The organism is Nitrosomonas ureae (genome assembly GCF_001455205.1).
Classification (GTDB): domain Bacteria; phylum Pseudomonadota; class Gammaproteobacteria; order Burkholderiales; family Nitrosomonadaceae; genus Nitrosomonas; species Nitrosomonas ureae.
Map to the genome: position 1 here is coordinate 1207002 of NZ_CP013341.1, position 17426 is coordinate 1224427.

The 17426-nt window shown below is 44.1% G+C and carries 15 protein-coding genes; 11 read left to right on the forward strand and 4 right to left on the reverse strand.

The features are described from left to right. Positions 1–3: 3 nt before the first annotated feature. The 8 genes from rsmB (at position 4) to ATY38_RS05625 (ending at position 9981) form a co-directional block, all read left to right on the forward strand. A complete protein-coding gene (gene rsmB, locus ATY38_RS05590) occupies positions 4–1281 on the forward strand; it encodes a 16S rRNA (cytosine(967)-C(5))-methyltransferase RsmB (protein ID WP_062558440.1) in 1278 nt (425 codons plus the stop codon). Beyond that, a complete protein-coding gene (locus tag ATY38_RS05595; protein WP_062558441.1) occupies positions 1244–1894 on the forward strand; it encodes a DUF4390 domain-containing protein in 651 nt (216 codons plus the stop codon). The genes rsmB and ATY38_RS05595 overlap by 38 nt, the downstream gene beginning before the upstream one ends. After that, positions 1894–4071, forward strand: a complete 2178-nt coding sequence (locus tag ATY38_RS05600; protein ID WP_062558442.1) for an ATP-binding protein — start codon at positions 1894–1896, stop codon at positions 4069–4071. The genes ATY38_RS05595 and ATY38_RS05600 overlap by 1 nt, the downstream gene beginning before the upstream one ends. A 152-nt stretch (positions 4072–4223) precedes the next feature. Further along, entirely contained in the window at positions 4224–5486 is a 1263-nt protein-coding gene (locus ATY38_RS05605) for a sigma-54-dependent transcriptional regulator (protein WP_062558443.1), read from the forward strand. A 1218-nt stretch (positions 5487–6704) separates the two neighbouring features. Beyond that, positions 6705–7346, forward strand: a complete 642-nt coding sequence (locus tag ATY38_RS05610; RefSeq protein ID WP_062558444.1) for a DUF4114 domain-containing protein — start codon at positions 6705–6707, stop codon at positions 7344–7346. Between the two features lie 427 nt (positions 7347–7773). Continuing rightward, positions 7774–8433, forward strand: a complete 660-nt coding sequence (locus ATY38_RS05615; protein WP_062558445.1) for a dioxygenase family protein — start codon at positions 7774–7776, stop codon at positions 8431–8433. 4 nt (positions 8434–8437) lie between these two features. Next, positions 8438–9388, forward strand: a complete 951-nt coding sequence (trxB, locus tag ATY38_RS05620) for a thioredoxin-disulfide reductase (RefSeq protein ID WP_062560111.1) — start codon at positions 8438–8440, stop codon at positions 9386–9388. Positions 9389–9453: 65 nt separating this feature from the next. After that, positions 9454–9981, forward strand: coding sequence for a Smr/MutS family protein (locus tag ATY38_RS05625; protein WP_062558446.1), 528 nt, complete (start codon positions 9454–9456; stop codon positions 9979–9981). A gap of 21 nt (positions 9982–10002) precedes the next feature. Here the strand turns inward: ATY38_RS05625 and ATY38_RS05630 are convergent, their stop codons facing one another. The 3 genes from ATY38_RS05630 to ATY38_RS05640 all read right to left on the reverse strand — a co-directional run bounded on the left by ATY38_RS05630 (position 10003) and on the right by ATY38_RS05640 (position 12230). After that, positions 10003–10374, reverse strand: coding sequence for a TraR/DksA family transcriptional regulator (locus ATY38_RS05630; RefSeq protein ID WP_062558447.1), 372 nt, complete (start codon positions 10372–10374; stop codon positions 10003–10005). A gap of 108 nt (positions 10375–10482) precedes the next feature. Beyond that, on the reverse strand, positions 10483–11016 hold the full coding sequence (locus tag ATY38_RS05635; protein ID WP_062558448.1) for a peroxiredoxin: 534 nt from the start codon (positions 11014–11016) through the stop codon (positions 10483–10485). Between the two features lie 551 nt (positions 11017–11567). Next, complete coding sequence (locus tag ATY38_RS05640; protein WP_143023430.1) at positions 11568–12230, reverse strand: nucleoside/nucleotide kinase family protein; 663 nt, start codon at positions 12228–12230, stop codon at positions 11568–11570. Between the two features lie 301 nt (positions 12231–12531). Between ATY38_RS05640 and ATY38_RS05645 the strand changes: the two genes are divergently transcribed. The 3 genes from ATY38_RS05645 to ATY38_RS05655 all read left to right on the forward strand — a co-directional run bounded on the left by ATY38_RS05645 (position 12532) and on the right by ATY38_RS05655 (position 15655). Further along, positions 12532–14997 (forward strand): intermembrane phospholipid transport YdbH family protein, encoded by a 2466-nt coding sequence (locus ATY38_RS05645; RefSeq protein ID WP_062558450.1) that lies wholly within the window; start codon positions 12532–12534, stop codon positions 14995–14997. A 67-nt stretch (positions 14998–15064) separates the two neighbouring features. Then, positions 15065–15280 (forward strand): YnbE family lipoprotein, encoded by a 216-nt coding sequence (locus tag ATY38_RS05650; RefSeq protein WP_013648702.1) that lies wholly within the window; start codon positions 15065–15067, stop codon positions 15278–15280. A 24-nt stretch (positions 15281–15304) separates the two neighbouring features. Further along, positions 15305–15655 (forward strand): YdbL family probable chaperone protein, encoded by a 351-nt coding sequence (locus ATY38_RS05655; RefSeq protein WP_062558451.1) that lies wholly within the window; start codon positions 15305–15307, stop codon positions 15653–15655. Between the two features lie 26 nt (positions 15656–15681). Here the strand turns inward: ATY38_RS05655 and ATY38_RS05660 are convergent, their stop codons facing one another. After that, positions 15682–17391 (reverse strand): ABC transporter ATP-binding protein, encoded by a 1710-nt coding sequence (locus ATY38_RS05660; protein WP_062558452.1) that lies wholly within the window; start codon positions 17389–17391, stop codon positions 15682–15684. Between the last annotated feature and the right edge of the window lie 35 nt (positions 17392–17426).

Genomic DNA, 17426 nt, shown 5'->3' on the forward strand with positions numbered 1-17426 from the left:
AGTATGATAAAAACACAGCTTACTGCGGCTTCAGTAGTGGGTAGAGTATTAGCCGGAGCAAGCCTGACCGAGGTGCTGCAGGATGTCTGGCGCGTGGAATCTTCGCTATCGAAGCAGCAGAGAGGTGCTGTTCAGGATTTGAGTTATGGTGTATTGCGTTTTTATGGGCAACTGGGAGTAATCTTAGAGCTCTTGCTGAAAAAGCCGTTGCGCGACAGAAGCTTGTGTCATCTACTGCTGGTAAGTTTATATCAATTGCAATATAGCCGTGTGTTGCCGCACACTGTGGTGGATCAAGCGGTCTCAGCTTCACGTTGCTTGGTGAAGGGCAGCGGGATGCAAGGATTGGTCAATGCAGTGTTGCGCAATTTTATCCGACAGCAGGAAAAATTGTTGAAACAAGCTGCTGAAAAAGAGATCGGACGTTATTCGCATCCGCAGTGGTGGGTTGATAAGTTGCGGCGGCAATATCCGAAAAATTTTGCAGCCATACTGAGCGCGAATAACAAGCGCCCGCCGATGACTCTACGGGTTAACCGGCGTATGATCAGCGTGGAGGCGTACTGTGATTTGTTGACGGAAAATGGGATGCAGGCTGAGGTGTTATGGCCAGGTGCGCTGCTACTGAGCCAACCCGTCAGGGTGGAATCTCTGCCAGGCTTTGTTATGGGATTGGTAACGGTGCAAGATGCAGGTGCGCAACTTGCTGCGCCACTGCTGGATGTGCATGATGGCATGCGAGTGTTGGATGCTTGTGCTGCACCTGGAGGTAAAAGTACGCATTTGCTGGAGTTGGCAAACATATCGCTGTCGGTGTTGGATAACGACCCGGAGCGGTTAATTCAAGTGCAGCAAAACCTTGAACGTTTGAGAATGGCATCGGAGCGATTAATTTGCGGTGACGCCGCGAATCCCGATGCATGGTGGGATAAGCAACCCTATGATCGAATTTTGGCTGATGTGCCTTGTTCTGCATCGGGGGTGGTATGCCGACATCCTGATATTAAATGGTTACGACGCGAGAGTGATTTGACCAAGTTTGCAATAACTCAGCAAGCAATACTGGACGCATTGTGGAAAATTTTACGTAAGAATGGTAAGTTGCTCTATGTGACTTGTTCGGTTTTTGCAGAAGAAAATACAATGCAGATTGAAAAATTTCTTAAACATCACTCAGATGCATGTCAATTACCGCTTTCTGTGGCAGCGATGATGGATGGACAACTGTTACCTGATACTCAACATGACGGTTTCTTTTATACCTTGCTGCAAAAAACCTGATCGATATATCGATCGGGTGAAGCTGCCGTATGCCAGTTCAGTTTTCTTATGGTTGATTTTGTTCTTACTGTTTCAGGCAACTACTGCGCAGGCGCAGGACATCCGCATAAAGAATGTCAATTTAGTAACAGCTGGCGGGGGTTATGAAATTAGCGTGGATTCTGAGATTGCGCTCAACCCCACTTTGGAGCAGGCGCTTGAGAAAGGTATCGTACTTTACTTTGTATTCAAATTCAGTCTTGTTGATGTGCGCTGGTATTGGTTGGATGACGAAGTCGTGCGCGGCAAATACAGAGTCGGGTTGAGGTATTATGCACTTACACGCCAGTATCATTTGAATCATGCTTCATTTTCACAGAGTTTTAATACGCTTCGGGAAGCATTGGGGGTTTTGGGCCGTTTGCGAGATTTTCCCTTAACAGTTAAATCAGAGTTGAAGCAGGATGCTGATTATATCGCATCGCTGCGTATATGGCTTGATCTGACACGTATGCCCAAGCCATTCCAGGTTGAGGCTCTGGGTTCCAGTCGATGGAATTTGAGTTCGGACAAATTGGAGTGGCGCATGAAATTACCTACGCCGGAGCAGCCATTCCAGATGAAAGGCCAGTAATGAAGTATGTGCTCATTATTGGCTCGGGGTTGGGAGCAGTCATGTTGTTTCTCCTGGCTACAGCCGGTGCCAATACGGAGTTTTTTGAGCATAAGTACCGTTTGCTGCTGGTTATAAATGCTGCTTTTGTACTTTTCCTTATGGCAATCGTCGCAATATTGTTGTGGCGGTTCAGGCGCAGACTTAAATCAGGCGTATTTGGATCCAAGCTGGCATTGCGATTAATGCTGGTTTTTTCCCTGATGGCAATACTTCCTGGTGCTTTGGTGTATGCCGTGTCAGTTCAATTTCTGGAGAAAAGTATTGAATCCTGGTTCGATGTGAAAGTGGATCGTGCTTTGGAGGGGGGGCTGAATCTGGGGCAGACTATGCTGGATAACTTGTTGGAGGAACTGCAGAAAAAAGCACAGGCCACGGCGTTGATGCTGGCAGGAACCTCTGGTCCCCCTTTGCTGATACTCAATGAATTATTATTACAAACCCAAGTGGAAGAATCGACTTTATTCAACCAGGATGGCAAGGTGATCGCATTTTCAAGCGAAAGTAATCTGGCCTTATTTCCTGAAAAGCCGAACGCGGTAGTAATGCGTCATATAAGGATCCAGAAAGCTTACAGTGCGGTTGAGTCGTTAGACGATAGGGGCTTATATTTGCGTGTTGTTGTGCCTGTAAACGTATTGAGCTTGAAAGAAGATATACGCGTTTTGCAGTTATTGCAGCCGGTTCCCGTGCAGTTGGCCAAAGATGCTGAGCGAGTACAGGCAGGGTTCCGGGATTACCAGGAGCTTACATTATCTCGTCATGGATTGACTCGATTATATAGTGTGACATTGACGCTGGCATTGCTATTATCTTTATTTTCAGCGCTGGCAACCGCATCATTGCTCAGTGAGAAATTAAGTGCGCCGCTGGGCCTGCTGGCGGAAGGGACGCGTGCTATTGCACAGGGTGATTACAGCCGCCGTCATTTAGTTCAAAGTGGTGACGAATTGGGTATATTGACAGAATCATTTAATTTGATGACGCAGCAATTGCAAGAAGCGCAAGCAGTTGCGCAGCATAATCAGCAGGAGGTGGAAAGTGCTCGGGCACATCTGGAAAGTATTCTGGCAAATCTTTCATCCGGCGTATTAGTATTTGACGATCAATTGGCTTTGTCCAAAGCAAACCGTAGCGCAGAACAAATACTCCAGATACCTTTAATCAGTTTGGACGGTTCAATTATCGAAGGGTGTGTAACCAATGAACCGCAGTTGAATATGCTGATAACTGAAATTCGGTCAGGTTTTAATTCGGAAGCGACAAGTGTTTGGCAGCGTCAACTGACGCGTTCGGAAGATGGTCGCAATCAGGTTTTGCTGCTACGAGGCACACGATTACCTAAGATATCGGGTGGCGGCGGTGTGGTGGTTTTTGATGATATTACTAGCTTACTGCAGGTACAGCGCGCTGTAGCCTGGGGCGAAGTGGCCCGGCGTTTGGCGCACGAAATTAAAAATCCATTAACGCCGATTCAGCTCTCAGCGGAACGGGTACAACATAAATTAATCAATAAGCTCAGCGAAGAGGATGCGAAAATATTAAGGCGTTCTACTGAAACCATTGTAAATCAGGTCGAGGCTCTGAAAAAAATGGTGAATGAGTTCAATCAGTATGCGCGTGTTCCTGAACTGGAATTGCGGCAATTGGATTTTAATCAGCTGGTTCGTGAAGTGCTAGCGCTCTATGAAACCGGAAGTATGGCGGTAGAAAATGGTAAACATATACAAATCATACAGATATTGGCGGAAGAATTACCGGGAGTTAGGGGGGATTCTGCGCAGCTACGTCAAGTGCTGCACAATTTATTGCAGAATGCACAGGATGCGTTAATTGATACTCCGGAACCCGTGATAGAAGTGAAAACCGAAACGATGCATGGCGGTGTGCAATTAAGTGTGCGTGATAATGGTTGCGGCTTTTCGGAAGAAATCAGAGCGCGAGTTTTTGAACCCTATGTCACGACTAAATTAAAAGGTACAGGCTTGGGTTTACCTATTGTCAAGAAAATTATTGAAGAACATGATGGGCTTATTCACATCGAGAATATTAAGCCACATGGCGCACAAATCTCAATTATCTTGCCGGCGGTGGAAAAAAATAAAACTGCAGGAAATAACAGACTGACACTAAATTAAATTATCAAGTCTGTAAATGTAGAAAAGGCGAGTAAAATATTTCATGTATTGGCACTCGCTACTCAATAAACTCCGAATCTATAAATGTACATGAAATTTTACAGTTAACCACAAGCTAGCTGATTAGATTTCAGTAGTGGAGAGAATTTCAGATGATAACAAATAATACAATACTCATTGTTGATGACGAAATTGGTATACGCGAACTATTGTCAGAAATCCTGCGTGATGAAGGATATCGTGTGGCGCTGGCAGAAAATGCTGAGCAAGCACGTATTTGGCGGAATCAGACGCGTCCGGATTTGGTGCTGCTGGATATTTGGATGCCTGACACAGATGGTATTACACTGTTGAAAGAGTGGGTTAGTAATGGAATGTTGACGATGCCAGTGATTATGATGTCAGGGCATGGCACCATTGATACAGCGGTTGAAGCGACGCGTATTGGTGCATTTAGTTATTTGGAAAAACCGATACCACTGCAAAAATTGTTGAGTACCGTAAGCAAAGCTTTGCGGGGTGGGCAAAATAAGCAGCAATCAGCGCTTTCTCTCGCGAGCTTGGGCAAAGGCAGCATGATTGCAGATCTGCGCAAAAGATTGGAACAAGTAGTCAATCTGAAAGCACCCGTGCTATTGATGGGAGAGCCTGGTGCAGGGGCCGAAATATGTGCTCGCTTCATGCATCGCCCTAATACGCCGTGGATAGAGCCCGAGACATTGACTTCATTAGCAGAATCGCCACTGGATTTATTAGAGCCGGCACGTGATGGCTTGTTATTTCTCAAGGAAGTAGGTGAAATCAGCAAATTGGCACAAAAAGGTTTGTTGCTGCTACTGAGCAAACTGGAAAAATATAATGTGCGGCTGGTATGTGCGACATCACATCCTCTTGCGGAGTTGACTGCGCAAGGTGCCTATCATCCCAGATTATATGAAGTGTTAAGTGGATTAAGTATCGGCATTCCTGCGCTGAGAGCGCATCGGGAGGATATACCTGAATTAGCGAATCAAATTTTATCGCGCTTTGTTGAATCAGGTGAAGCTTCATCGACATTACAGTTTACTACCGCTGCGCTGAATTGCCTGCGTAATTATGACTGGCCGGGTAATCTTACGCAGCTAACGGGTGTGGTCCACTCTTTGGCATTAACATCCACAGGTGACGAGATTTCGGTCGAAGCAGTGCAACAGGCAATGGTATTTCCAGAATCATCTTCCGCATCAGTGGCTCCGGAAATCCCCCTCGATCTTTCATTGCGTGAAGCGCGTGATTTATTTGAAAAAACTTATTTTGAAAGATTAATTGATCAAGAAAATGGAAATATGACGCGTGTGGCTGAGCGGGCAGGGTTAGAGCGTACGCATCTTTATCGCAAAATAAAATTATTAGGGATTAAGTTGCGAGGGAATTGATTCTCATAAGCGGTGCATTACCCGGCAAAATTGATTTGGATGTGAAACTTACCTCTCTAGGAAAGAATATGGGAGTGAGGTATTGCAAGTTTTAAGAAATGACTTTAGAATCGCCGCCTTTTGTATTGCCCTGTTCTTACAAATTCTTCGTTAGTACATTAGGTACCGTAGTAATCAAGCTTTGTGCAATATTTTGTGAAATGCTGAGTTATTTTATTAACCCGTAGTAATACCGTTGTTGTTGAAAGGATTTCATGATAAGAAGTTTTTCCCGTCGCAAGAAAAAGCAATCGCTTAATTTATTTATATTCCTCCTTTTGACATTTTTATCCCTAGGGTTTCAAACCCTCTCAATCAAAGCTGAATTAATTTCATATCCCTATCCCGCGCAGCTTGAGAACTATCAATCTGAAGAATCAATATCTTAATAAGTTATTCTGTTCAGTCATTGCGTATCTGCAATAAACAGCAGAGCCCCTAGAGGGGCGGTGTGGCATGAGTGTTGTGCACGGTGAGGTATGAAAGAAGCACTTCAAATTAATCATCGAATAATAGTGAATGGATTTATCAGTTCAAGATTTTGAATTTTTCTTGTTAACTAATCGATCGTGAGAAAAATATATACCTAAGGAGTGAGCTTAAGCGCTACTAAACCGCCTCTTATTTGTTGACTTATCCAGGAACTTTATAGGACAAGTTGACTAATTATGTAGTATCCATTGTGACAAACCTACTATTTTCTGTATTTATCAAATCCAAAGCAATGGACTATTCCCTATGGTTCACATGAGATCAGTATTAAATGTAATTAATTAATACTTTCAATGGTATGGAGCGATTATCCGTGAAATTTATTTTCGTTCTGAATACCCAAAAGTGTGTAGTACTCGTAGATCGGAAAGAAAATGATCAGCTGATAAGAAACCAAAAAATGCATTAAATATGCATTGATTAACTCAATCCGGCTTAGGATTTTTATAGGACATTTCCTCATTTTTTTCAGTATGTATTCAGGATATTCATCTCTATTCCAGGCTGAGTATTGGGTCTAGTATCTCGCCAGACAGGAAAGTTCTGACTAAGCTTCTCAATAGGTTTGGGGTGAACGGTAATTTATTACGATTGCCACGGTATCGTCGAATTATGAGTGCAATCGGTTTATTTAGAGTTTCCATATGTTCTGTAGTTTTTATTAAAAATTAGTTTCTGGAGCATACAATGAAAAATTCTTTACGCTTAACAGTGTTGTCTATGGCTCTTTGCTTTGGCTTGTTTTCGATAGCCCATGTAAAAGCGGCTTCGATTTCCTATGCAGATCAGGGCGTGTCTGTTCAAAATACTTACACTTTTACTGCAACAACAACAGGTTATATTGGCGCTTACTTTCAATCGAGCTCGGCATCTTATACCAATACGCTATCCTTACTCGTGAATGGCGTAGTTACACCACAGTCATCTTTGGGAGTGTTAAACAATCAAACTTCAAATGTGGGAGATTATGTCAATCTAGGTTACGTTAATGCGGGAGATATACTTACGTTCCAGATGAAAGTTCTCGATACCGGGGATATTTGGAATTCCAATTCCGCATCTAATGCCGATGGAGTAAATCATATTTACTCAACTAGTTTTTCTGGAGATACGGTTCTTGGTATTCCCGCGGGTACCTATGTGGGATTTGAAGATATCCAGGGTGGCGGGGATTTCGATTATAATGATCAAGCATTTATATTCACAAACATCAGTACATTGGCAGAAAAACATATAAGTCCTGTGCCTGAACCGGAGACCTATGCTATGTTGATGATAGGGTTAGGATTGGTAGCTTTTACAGTGCGTTCCAGAAAGAGAAGAATATAAAATTTGACATTACTAATCACTGGTTTCCCTTTTTCAATAATTAAAAGCGAGTAATAATGAAAATGGAGCAAATGGGGAATATTTGCTCCATTTTCTTTCGCATAATTTACAGATCAATGAGCAAATAGGGCCAGTTTACATTTAATCTCTTCCGGGTTTAATTCCTCGCCCCTCGGGGCACAAAGGCTGGTTGAAAACCAGCAGTCTGAAGAGCGCTTTTAATACCTCGCTGCTTGCGGCGGGGTGCTTTATTCTTAGCACGCTTGTTTGTGGCAAGTTCTGATGCAAATTGAAGCGCGTGTATAAAAGGTTTTACGTATCCAATTCACTGGATCTCGGTTGGATCTGTTTTATCATCTGAATTTTTATACCTATTGCTGTTCTAAAAAATTCTAATAGAATTCATAAGGCGATCGAGTCATTCAGCATGAAAAAAATTTCCCGTAGAAAAGTGATTGGATTAGGTGTGTTGGGCAGCTTTGCCAGTGTGCTGGGCAGCGGTAGTTTGGCTAAAGCGTTAGCATTAATGCCTACGCCCGAAGAAACAGAAGGTCCGTTTTATCCGGTAAAGAATCAGAAAGACAAGGACGAAGATCTGACGCAAATCAATGGTTACGTTGACGATGCGAGTGGTCAGCATATTGTGGTCGGTGGGCATGTAACCGATATCTATGGTAATGCGGTTGAAAATACGCTGCTAGATATTTGGCAGGCGGATGCCAACGGTCGCTATCGTCATCCGCGTGATTCCAATAAAGCAAAGCTGGATCAGAACTTCCAAGGGTGGGCGATAATTCAGACTGATGAGAAAGGATCTTTTCGCTTTAAGACAGTAATGCCTGGTGCTTACCCTGCCAGCGGAACGTGGATCAGGCCTCCGCATATTCATTTAAAGATTTTTAAACCGGGTTATTTTCCGCTGACAACACAGATGTATTTTCCTGATCAGGAGTTAAACAAGAAGGATTTATTACTGAGTCAGAAATCTATCATCGAACAATCAGCAATGATGGCGAGAGAGATTGGGCAGCAAGGCAATTTAATTATTTACGAGTACAATGTCGTCCTCGATCTACTTCGTAAATAAATTTATGACGACCAAACACAATTCACTGCTTATTCTTGGTTCCGGGCCGGCGGGTTATACTGCTGCCGTTTATGCGGCACGCGCCAATCTGAGTCCGGTTTTGATCACTGGCTTGGCTCAGGGCGGACAATTAATGACAACAACGGATGTGGATAATTGGCCGGCCGATGCAATGGGTGTGCAAGGCCCGGAGTTGATGGAACGGTTTCAGAAACATGCGGAGCGTTTTCATACCGAAATTATTTTTGATCATATTCATACCGCAAAATTGACAGAAAAACCAATTACTTTGATGGGTGATCAAGGCATTTATACTTGCGATGCGCTCATTATTGCCACCGGCGCATCTGCGCAATATCTCGGCTTGCCATCCGAAGAAGCATTTATGGGGCGCGGTGTGTCAGGGTGTGCAACGTGTGATGGTTTTTTCTATAAAGGACAAGATGTTGCTGTTATCGGTGGTGGCAATACTGCGGTAGAAGAAGCATTGTATCTTTCGAATATTGCACGCAGCGTGACAGTAGTGCATCGGCGTGATCAGTTCCGCTCGGAAAAAATTCTGATTGATAAATTGATGGAAAAAACCCGTACCGGCAATATTAAATTGAAACTGAATCATGTACTGGATGAGGTGTTGGGCGATCAATCCGGTGTTACGGGCATGCGCATCAGAAGCACCAAGGATGATTCCACCCAAGAAATAGATTTGCAAGGTGTTTTCATTGCTATCGGCCATAAACCAAATACCGATATTTTTGTCGGGCAACTGCAAATGGAAAATGGCTATATTGTTACTCGCGGTGGTGGTCAAGGAAATGCAACAGTCACCAGCATAGCGGGTGTGTTTGCTGCAGGCGACGTGCAGGATCACATATATCGTCAAGCGGTAACCAGTGCCGCGAGTGGCTGTATGGCAGCACTGGATGCGGAGAAATATCTGGATAACCTGAAATAATTATTGAATCTAAAATGTAATTAACAGTTTTTCGATAAAACTGGATGGCTATAAAGGATTCTGTCATGGATGAAGATGAACTGTCACTGTTTCTGGCGGCCATGCGTGATGTGGCGCCATTACCGGCGTCAGATAAAATAGTTAGTAGGGGCATCAAAGTTTCGCCGTTTCCACGTAAAAATAAGAGCGAGGAAAATGCAACATCAGAAAATGTGCTAACTGACAATATTGTTGTTGAAATTGAAGCAGGTGATGAATGGTCCTTCGTGCAGCCGGGCATGCCGCATCAGACGTTACGGCGTTTGCGGCGCGGGTATTGGAGGATTCAGGATGATCTTGATTTACATGGATATACGCGTGATGAGGCGCGGCAGGCATTAAGCGTTTTTCTGGATTTCTGTGCGCAACAAAAATTTCGATGCGTTCGTGTCATCCATGGTAAGGGGCTGAGTTCTAAAAACCGCGAACCGGTTTTAAAAACGAGAGTCGGAAATTGGCTGATGCAACGTACTGATGTATTGGCTTTCTGTCAGGCAAGACCGGAAGATGGCGGCGGCGGGGCTATTCTTATTTTGCTCAAAACCAAAGTATAAGGCCGGCAAAATACTCTGCAGTTATAACGAGGGACTTGATTCGTGAGGGAAAGCCTTTTCGTATTGAGTCTGGCACTGAATACAACGTTGCGCGGATGGATATACTAATAACCGCTCAAATCCGACCTCGTTACCACAATCGATACAGTCGCCGAACTCCAGTTCGCTCAGATACTTCATCGACATTTCCAATTCGCGCATTTCATTGATTTGCCGGTCGACTAATGCTGTATCAATATCATCCGGTATATTGTTGACATACTCTGCTAGCTCAGAATCACTAATATCCTGAGTGTGTGCAAGCTCGTTACGTATTTCTTTTTGTAGATGTAGATAACGTTTATGTAACGCAGCTTTCAACTGTATTAACTGCTCTTCGGTAAAATTTGCCATGCTGCCTCCTTTTCCTGTTTTACTTTATATGTAGTCTGAGATGGAATTTTCAATCTTTGAGAAGAATCAAAAGAGCGCGTAATTCCTTACGATAGTGCGCTATGCTCGCTATATTGCTTGTAACTGTTTCAAATCGGCAATCACTGCGGAGGAATTGTGTGCGGCACTAGCCGACAAATACATGCGTGCAATTTTTCCGTGCGGATCGATTAAAAATGTATTGCGTCTGGCAAACTTGATAATACCCAGATTAATAAGCGAATAATATCGAGCGGCTGTTTCCGCAGTGGTATCTGCCAATAGCGGAAATTGCAAATGAAATTTTTGAGCAAATTCTGCATGACTGTTTGTATCATCCACACTCACGCCAATCACTTCGGCACCCAGCTCAGTCAATTGCTGAAGGCTATCACGAAAAGCGCAAGCCTGCTTAGTGCACCCGGGAGTATCGTCTTTCGGATAAAAATATAATGCCAACCACTTACCCTGAAAGTCTGCCAAAGCATGCATTTTTCCAAATTGATCCCTCAGTTTGAATTCAGGTGCAGGTTGTCCCAGCTTTAGTACTTTTTTAGTTGTGGAAAAGAACCTGAACATGAAACCCACCGCGATAATCGATAAGATAATGGCTAACCATTCCATAATACTTTCATCCTCATCCGTTATATGTATGTCATACAGGCCAGGCCGCGCTTATAGCAATGCTATCGCTAATAGTACACGGCTGACCATCTTTGCTGATATCCATAAAAGCCATAGTGGATGATTATCACTCCTGTCAATATTGTTGTTACCTGGCTTATAGCCATAAGCGAAATGGCAAACGCTGATCAGCCGATCAAAATTAAAACACTATTTTTAGAATGACTTGTCAATTGCCTTTACTGCGTAGAAATGATGATTTTGGCAAGACTCCTTATCGATCACAACAAGTAGCAATTTAACAATACTAATGCCTAATTCATGACCGAAGAGTAAAATAAAAGTTTCAAAAGAATGTTTGAATGTGAACACCATAAAGAATCTGATTGAGCAGATTTAGTACGCTGTAGCGGGTAATACCGCCCTCATGCTTCAAGGAAATCGCCTCCTGAGAATGTAAAAATGCTTCATTCCCATTTTTGTTTCAGAATATCTATGCGTGAACTTCGTCTTATAGTTCAGTTTACTGGAAACCCGGAATTATGCATCATTTAAAGGTGTTCTAGGGGAGCATCTCGAAATTCTGACAGTCGTGTGTGAATTTCTTTGGCGAGTCGGTCCAATCGCTTAAGAGCGCTAGATGGGCGAGCTGTAATTGGCATATCAAGGTGCTCAAGAATTTGTTCTAACTTGAGATGCAATACCTCCGGTTTGTCGCCATAGCGATTGTAGAGCACATCGTCGAAGAGCTCTCTTTCATGCAAAAAAATCTTGTAGAGAGCTTCTGTTTTTACCAATCTAAGCTTAATCTCATCGTCATCTATTTTTCGAGCTACCTGAATCGCATGCAGTGTTTCGCGTGGAGCATCGAAATCAAGGAAGATCACGCGAACACGATTCGGATAGTCACGCTTGAGCGCTTGAATTACTTCTAGGTTGTTGCAGATTATGAAATGGTGAAGATTTTCTGCGATGGCAGAATCAATCTGAGATCGCTGAATTCCATAATGGAAGCCATACGATTGATAAATATAGTCATATTCTGAGGATTCAATGCGATCGACGCAACGGATTTCGATACCGTCAAACCGACGCGGGGGACGATTGGTTCCCTTGAAATGCAGCGAGTATTGCTCGCCAGATTGCATTAATAGCGCCATCAAAGTGGATTTTCCTGACCCTGAGGCGCCAAAGATCACAATAACTAAAGACAAGGGAGGCCTCTTCTTGGTAATTAAAGACATTATTAACCTAGTTTTTTATAAAAGACATATGACTGATTTTGAGTTACCTTTCTGCTTGGCAGTATTGAATTACAAGAGAAACTCACAGGTGAGACAATTAGATTGAATAGTGCCACTTATTCGTGATCAAAGAAACTGAATTTCGTTTTGACGGACGGCATGATAATCTTTTACTTTACAAGACTCGAATGGTTAAGTTTCTATTTCCTTTAGCTTCATAATATCGATTGAAAGATAAAATGAGCCATTACAAACGCTATCATTTCATCCAATGGTGAAACAATTAAAAACCGGATTACTGGTTCTGTTGAGCCTTATTATTTTTGCTGGGGTGGGGCTTTATGCATTCCGCAATTCCCTGCTGGAAGTGCTCATCAATGAGCAGTTATGCAAACAAGGTTTTCCGTTGCAATCCATTGCGGTTCTCGATATTTCGCTTAATACCCTCCGTTTGCATGAGCTGAAGGCGGGTAACAACGGCGAATTGCAAGTGGGTAAAATCCTGGTGAACTGGCAGCTCAGTGATCTGCTCGCTGGAAAACCGGCATTAGTTGAAATTAGCGGTGTGGAAATGATACTTGATCTGAGCGCAAAGCGCTCTGCGCTGGATTCGATGCAACTGGCTACGACGATATCCGGAAAGGATATTCGCATACCGTGGTTGCCTGTACTTTCACTGGAAGACTCAGTGATACGCCTCCATTCGGTTGCGGGTGATGTCACGATTGCTGTGTCGGGCAGCATCGTGCACGACCATTCAAATACGCAAGAAATCCGGTTCGATACCATAATCTCTGGTTCGCTGGGTCAGGCGAAGGGAGGGCTGGCAGCGACCCTGGATGCGCAGGGAAATATGCAGGGTAAGATTGCTATTTCGCAGGGTAGGCTGAATATTCCCGGAATCAAAATTTCCAGTTTCTCGGGCGAAACCGCTTTTGCATTTGCAGCACTGCATTTGCAGCATGTGCAGACTGAATTCGCATTAGCGGGCATTAACCTGCCTGAGCAGAAGTCAGAAAAGCCAGTGCCCGAGCAGATGGATGAGACGCCAACTGCATTGAGGTTGGGTGATGCAGCCATTGGTCACGCTACCTTAAAAGGAGGCATTTACAGACTATCGGGTTCCTGGAACGGAGAATTTGATCTAGGTATCGATGGAGGAGAACTGATTGCCGGGCCTGCAGAAATCCATCAGCTATCGATGGCCTTGCCAATGCAGGTTAAGTTCAATCCAGACGGTTGGCACATCGGATTACGCAATCCTGGTCAAGTTGCCCTGGGAAAGATCATTACTGGATATCCTCTGCGTTTTCGGGATCCTCCTGGTTTCTCAATTTCCCAGGCTGATTTGAACGTAACTGGAGGCCCGCATGGATTAGCCCTTAAACATAATATCATTGTGATGCCAGAAAACCTTACCATGCTGGTTAAAAGCGATAAGTCTGCTGAAATTGAAGTAAACATTCATCCAGGAAAAATTGCTGCGGTGGGAGAAGTGAATGTCAACAGAAACTATCAAGGACAGTTAACTCTCAGTGAGGCTTCCTTTAATCTGCCGCAATCCGCGATACAGTTTAAGAATATCTCAGCCATTTTATATTTGAATGATAGTGAAATTGGCAATGCTGCTGATTTTTCCATCGGCAAATTGCGGCATCTGGCGTCCGAACCTCTGTTTGCAGATCTATCCATCACCGGCGATGTGAGAAATAAAGCCAAGCAGGGAAAATCAACAGAGTATGCACTTAGCGTCACAGGTGATGTTGCAGGTTTGCAGTTTCTAAAGATTAAGGGCGCACATGTCCTGGATAGTGGTAGTGGAATGCTCAAAGCGGAGGTTGTTCCATTAAACTTTTTACCGGGCAGTCTGCAGCCCCGCGTGTTTTCTCCCGTGCTAGCACAGTTGGATAATGTAAGCGGACAGGTCAGTGCGATCGCGCAATTAAAATGGTCTACAAAAGGTGTACACAGCAGTCGCGGCGCATTGGAGATGCGTAATGTTTCGTTTACGCATGAAACTGCGAAAATAAAGGATCTGAATATTGCGCTGAATTTGAACAATTTGCTAACCCCGGGTAGTCTGCCTGGACAGAAAATCACGGTTGAACAGATTGATTTTGGAATTCCATTGGAAAATTTGCTGATTTCCTATCAGATTCTGGATACAAGTCCTCCTCAAGTTGCGCTTGAGAAAGCACAGTTTTCCATGATGGATGGCATGATATCGGTGGCACCCGTGACTATTGATCCCGCGGCTAAATACTCTGACATGTTGATACGGATCAGTAATATCGATCTGGAATCATTCTTTAACCTGATCAAGGTCGATGGTCTTGCAGGAAGCGGACATTTGGATGGTCAGGTTCCCCTGACAATAGAAGAGGATCAATTAACGATAAAGAGGGGACATCTTGCTGCCAAGGCACCAGGAATTTTGCATTTTCAACCCCAAAAAGCTTCACAATGGCTTGCTTCCGCCGGAGAGGAAATGAATTTGTTGCTGCAAGCCATGCAGGATTTCCATTACACTGAGCTATCATTGACTCTCGACAAATCGGTCGCACACGATCTGGTAGCCCAGCTTTCTTTGTTGGGGAATAATCCTAAGGTTAAAGAAGGGCAGAACTTTCGTTTGAACATTAGGTTGGAAACAGATATAGACAAGATCTTGCAAAAGATTAATTACGGCTACAGTTTATCCCATGAAATTCTGCGCGGTTCGTTCAGATTGCATTAAGTCAGATGGCGCTAAATTGCAGACATAGAGCGCTGTATGCTCATTATCGGAGAAGAGGAGTGCAATCATGTGTAAAATTGAACGAATGACAAACACTATAATAACTTCAGTAATTTTGATTTCGTGCTGCTTGGTGATCGTATCTTGCGCACCGACGGTTAAAGTGGAATCTCCTAAGGAACCGATTACGATAAATCTCAATATCAAACTGGATGCTGATATTCGAGTGAAGCTTGAAGAGGAAGCCAAAAAAGATATAGCCGCCAACCCTGACATCTTCTAATAGCAAATGAGAAAGGAGAGCATTATGCAGCGTATTTCAAATATGATCTTTAAGAAATCTATGCCAAAAATTTTTGGCGTCATTCTTCCGGTGTTAGCGCTCTATGCAGTTCCGGTGTGGGCTGACAGTCTTGAAAACCTGCGTGCGTCAGGTGCAATTGGCGAAGCGAGTACGGGTTATGTCATCGCCAGAGAGCCTGGTGTTCAGGTAGAGGCCGATGCAATTAATGCTAAGCGTAAAGCAATTTATCAGGAAAAAGCTGCCGCACAAGGCATTGATCCTAATCAGGTAGGAAAAGTATATGCTGAGGAAATTATTCAGAAAGTCCCAGCGGGAACCTGGATTCAAATTAACGGACAATGGATAAAGAAATAAGTAATTTTTTACTTTATTGCTGCATCTTAGGGATTCTGAGGCGTTTGGGATAATGGTTCTGCCACGCCATTCGAAAGTATAAAAACTCGGTCTGCTGCGTTAATAACCGCGGGTTGATGCGAAACAGCAATAATGGTCAAGCTCTTGGCCAGTTTCTGTAATGTTTCGCAAATCGTGCGTTCGCTTTCCGGGTCTAATGCACTGGTAGGCTCGTCGAGAATCAAAAAAGACGGGCTATGCGCCAATGCTCGCGCAATCGCGACACGTTGCCGCTGCCCTCCGGAAAGTAAGCCACCACGCTCACCGACAACCGTTTGCAGCCCTTCCGGCAATGCGTTAACAAAATCCCAGGCACCGGCCTGACGGAGCGCCTGTTCTGCGTCATCAACTGTCAATGAGGGTTCTCCAACCAGGATGTTATTCATCACAGTATCGTGCAATAGGATCGTATCTTGCGAGACATAGCCGATCATGTGACGCCATTGGCGCAGATTGATATCATGCAAAGATATAGTGTCAATTCGAACTTCGCCGGATTGCGGCTCGGTCAATCCGCATAACAAATCCAGCAAAGTACTTTTACCTGCACCGGAGGGTCCCATAACCGCGGTAAATGAGTTGACGGGTATTTCCATATTCAAATCTTCGAATATGATTTTTTGTCCGTAATTAAATTTCACATGCTGCAAGGCAATGCCTTTCTGCAATGTCGGCTGTATTGTTCCGCTCGATCTCTCCGCCGCGGCGCGTGCATCTTCAGCTGCTTTACGTAATGCCCAATAAGCACTTTCTTGTGCGGCGAGTTGCTGATGCCTGCGTTGTGTCTTATTCAGTAACCCCAGAATACGGGTCAGCAAAAATACCATCAACATGACTTCAGGAAGCGATAATTCCCACACTACCAATGCAATATACAAACCGCTAGCAGTCAGCGCAGCAAGAATAGGTTCCTGAAGTGCTGTCAGAGCTGCCCGGTTCATGACTTCCTTACGAGTCGCTTTTTCCAGATGCTGCGTCTGTTCATGTAAAATGGCGTCGGCCACATTATCACGCGCCATGGCTTTCAGCGATTTTACCGAACTGAGCACATCAGACAAATAAGTAAGCAGATGGCGTAACAAATGAGTTTGTTTTGTACCCGCCCGACGGGTTGCACTGACTAGTCGATTCAACGCAATCAATAAAAACAAACCGATGACTAATGAAGCGAGTGTCGCTTCCCATGAGATGAATAGTGCCACAATGGCATATACCATCACTTGAATAGCCAACGCCAAAACGTTCACGCTGTGTTCAAAGCCGTTGGCGGCACGATAGGCTTCGGTTGCAATCGAATTTGCAAGAGATCCGACAGGCTGTCGCAAATAATACGGCCAGCGGCTGGCTAGCAAAGCTTCGATCAAATCCAATCGTAACGCTGTGGCGACATGCGCTACTGTGTAACCTACTTGGCGATTCGCCAGCAATAGCACCAATCCCTTGAAAAACATACCGCCCACGATAATAATCAAAATTGCATCCAGCGTAGGCTCAATACCGATATCCTGTAGCGTTGCTTCCATGAATTTACCGATACCGGAATCACCTGATCCGCCGGAATCGCCAACAGCTATCGATAGTAGTGGCAGCAATGCAGTTAGGCTCAATCCTTCGGCGATACCTGCAATTAATAGCGCAAACAGAACAAATGCACTGCGCCGGGGAAAAACCATGATATACGTGAATAAAGTACGCATAAACCGGTTATAAGAAATGATCAGAAGGTAATGAT

Excerpts from the sequence above, each read along its gene's own strand:
- rsmB (WP_062558440.1), top strand. The coding sequence starts at position 4 with ATGATAAAAACACAGCTTACTGCGGCTTCAGTAGTGGGTAGAGTATTA.
- ATY38_RS05595 (WP_062558441.1), top strand. The coding sequence starts at position 1,244 with ATGACGGTTTCTTTTATACCTTGCTGCAAAAAACCTGATCGATATATC.
- ATY38_RS05600 (WP_062558442.1), top strand. The coding sequence starts at position 1,894 with ATGAAGTATGTGCTCATTATTGGCTCGGGGTTGGGAGCAGTCATGTTG.
- ATY38_RS05605 (WP_062558443.1), top strand. The coding sequence starts at position 4,224 with ATGATAACAAATAATACAATACTCATTGTTGATGACGAAATTGGTATA.
- ATY38_RS05610 (WP_062558444.1), top strand. The coding sequence starts at position 6,705 with ATGAAAAATTCTTTACGCTTAACAGTGTTGTCTATGGCTCTTTGCTTT.
- ATY38_RS05615 (WP_062558445.1), top strand. The coding sequence starts at position 7,774 with ATGAAAAAAATTTCCCGTAGAAAAGTGATTGGATTAGGTGTGTTGGGC.
- trxB (WP_062560111.1), top strand. The coding sequence starts at position 8,438 with ATGACGACCAAACACAATTCACTGCTTATTCTTGGTTCCGGGCCGGCG.
- ATY38_RS05625 (WP_062558446.1), top strand. The coding sequence starts at position 9,454 with ATGGATGAAGATGAACTGTCACTGTTTCTGGCGGCCATGCGTGATGTG.
- ATY38_RS05630 (WP_062558447.1), bottom strand. The coding sequence starts at position 10,374 with ATGGCAAATTTTACCGAAGAGCAGTTAATACAGTTGAAAGCTGCGTTA.
- ATY38_RS05635 (WP_062558448.1), bottom strand. The coding sequence starts at position 11,016 with ATGGAATGGTTAGCCATTATCTTATCGATTATCGCGGTGGGTTTCATG.
- ATY38_RS05645 (WP_062558450.1), top strand. The coding sequence starts at position 12,532 with ATGGTGAAACAATTAAAAACCGGATTACTGGTTCTGTTGAGCCTTATT.
- ATY38_RS05650 (WP_013648702.1), top strand. The coding sequence starts at position 15,065 with ATGTGTAAAATTGAACGAATGACAAACACTATAATAACTTCAGTAATT.
- ATY38_RS05655 (WP_062558451.1), top strand. The coding sequence starts at position 15,305 with ATGCAGCGTATTTCAAATATGATCTTTAAGAAATCTATGCCAAAAATT.
- ATY38_RS05660 (WP_062558452.1), bottom strand. The coding sequence starts at position 17,391 with ATGCGTACTTTATTCACGTATATCATGGTTTTTCCCCGGCGCAGTGCA.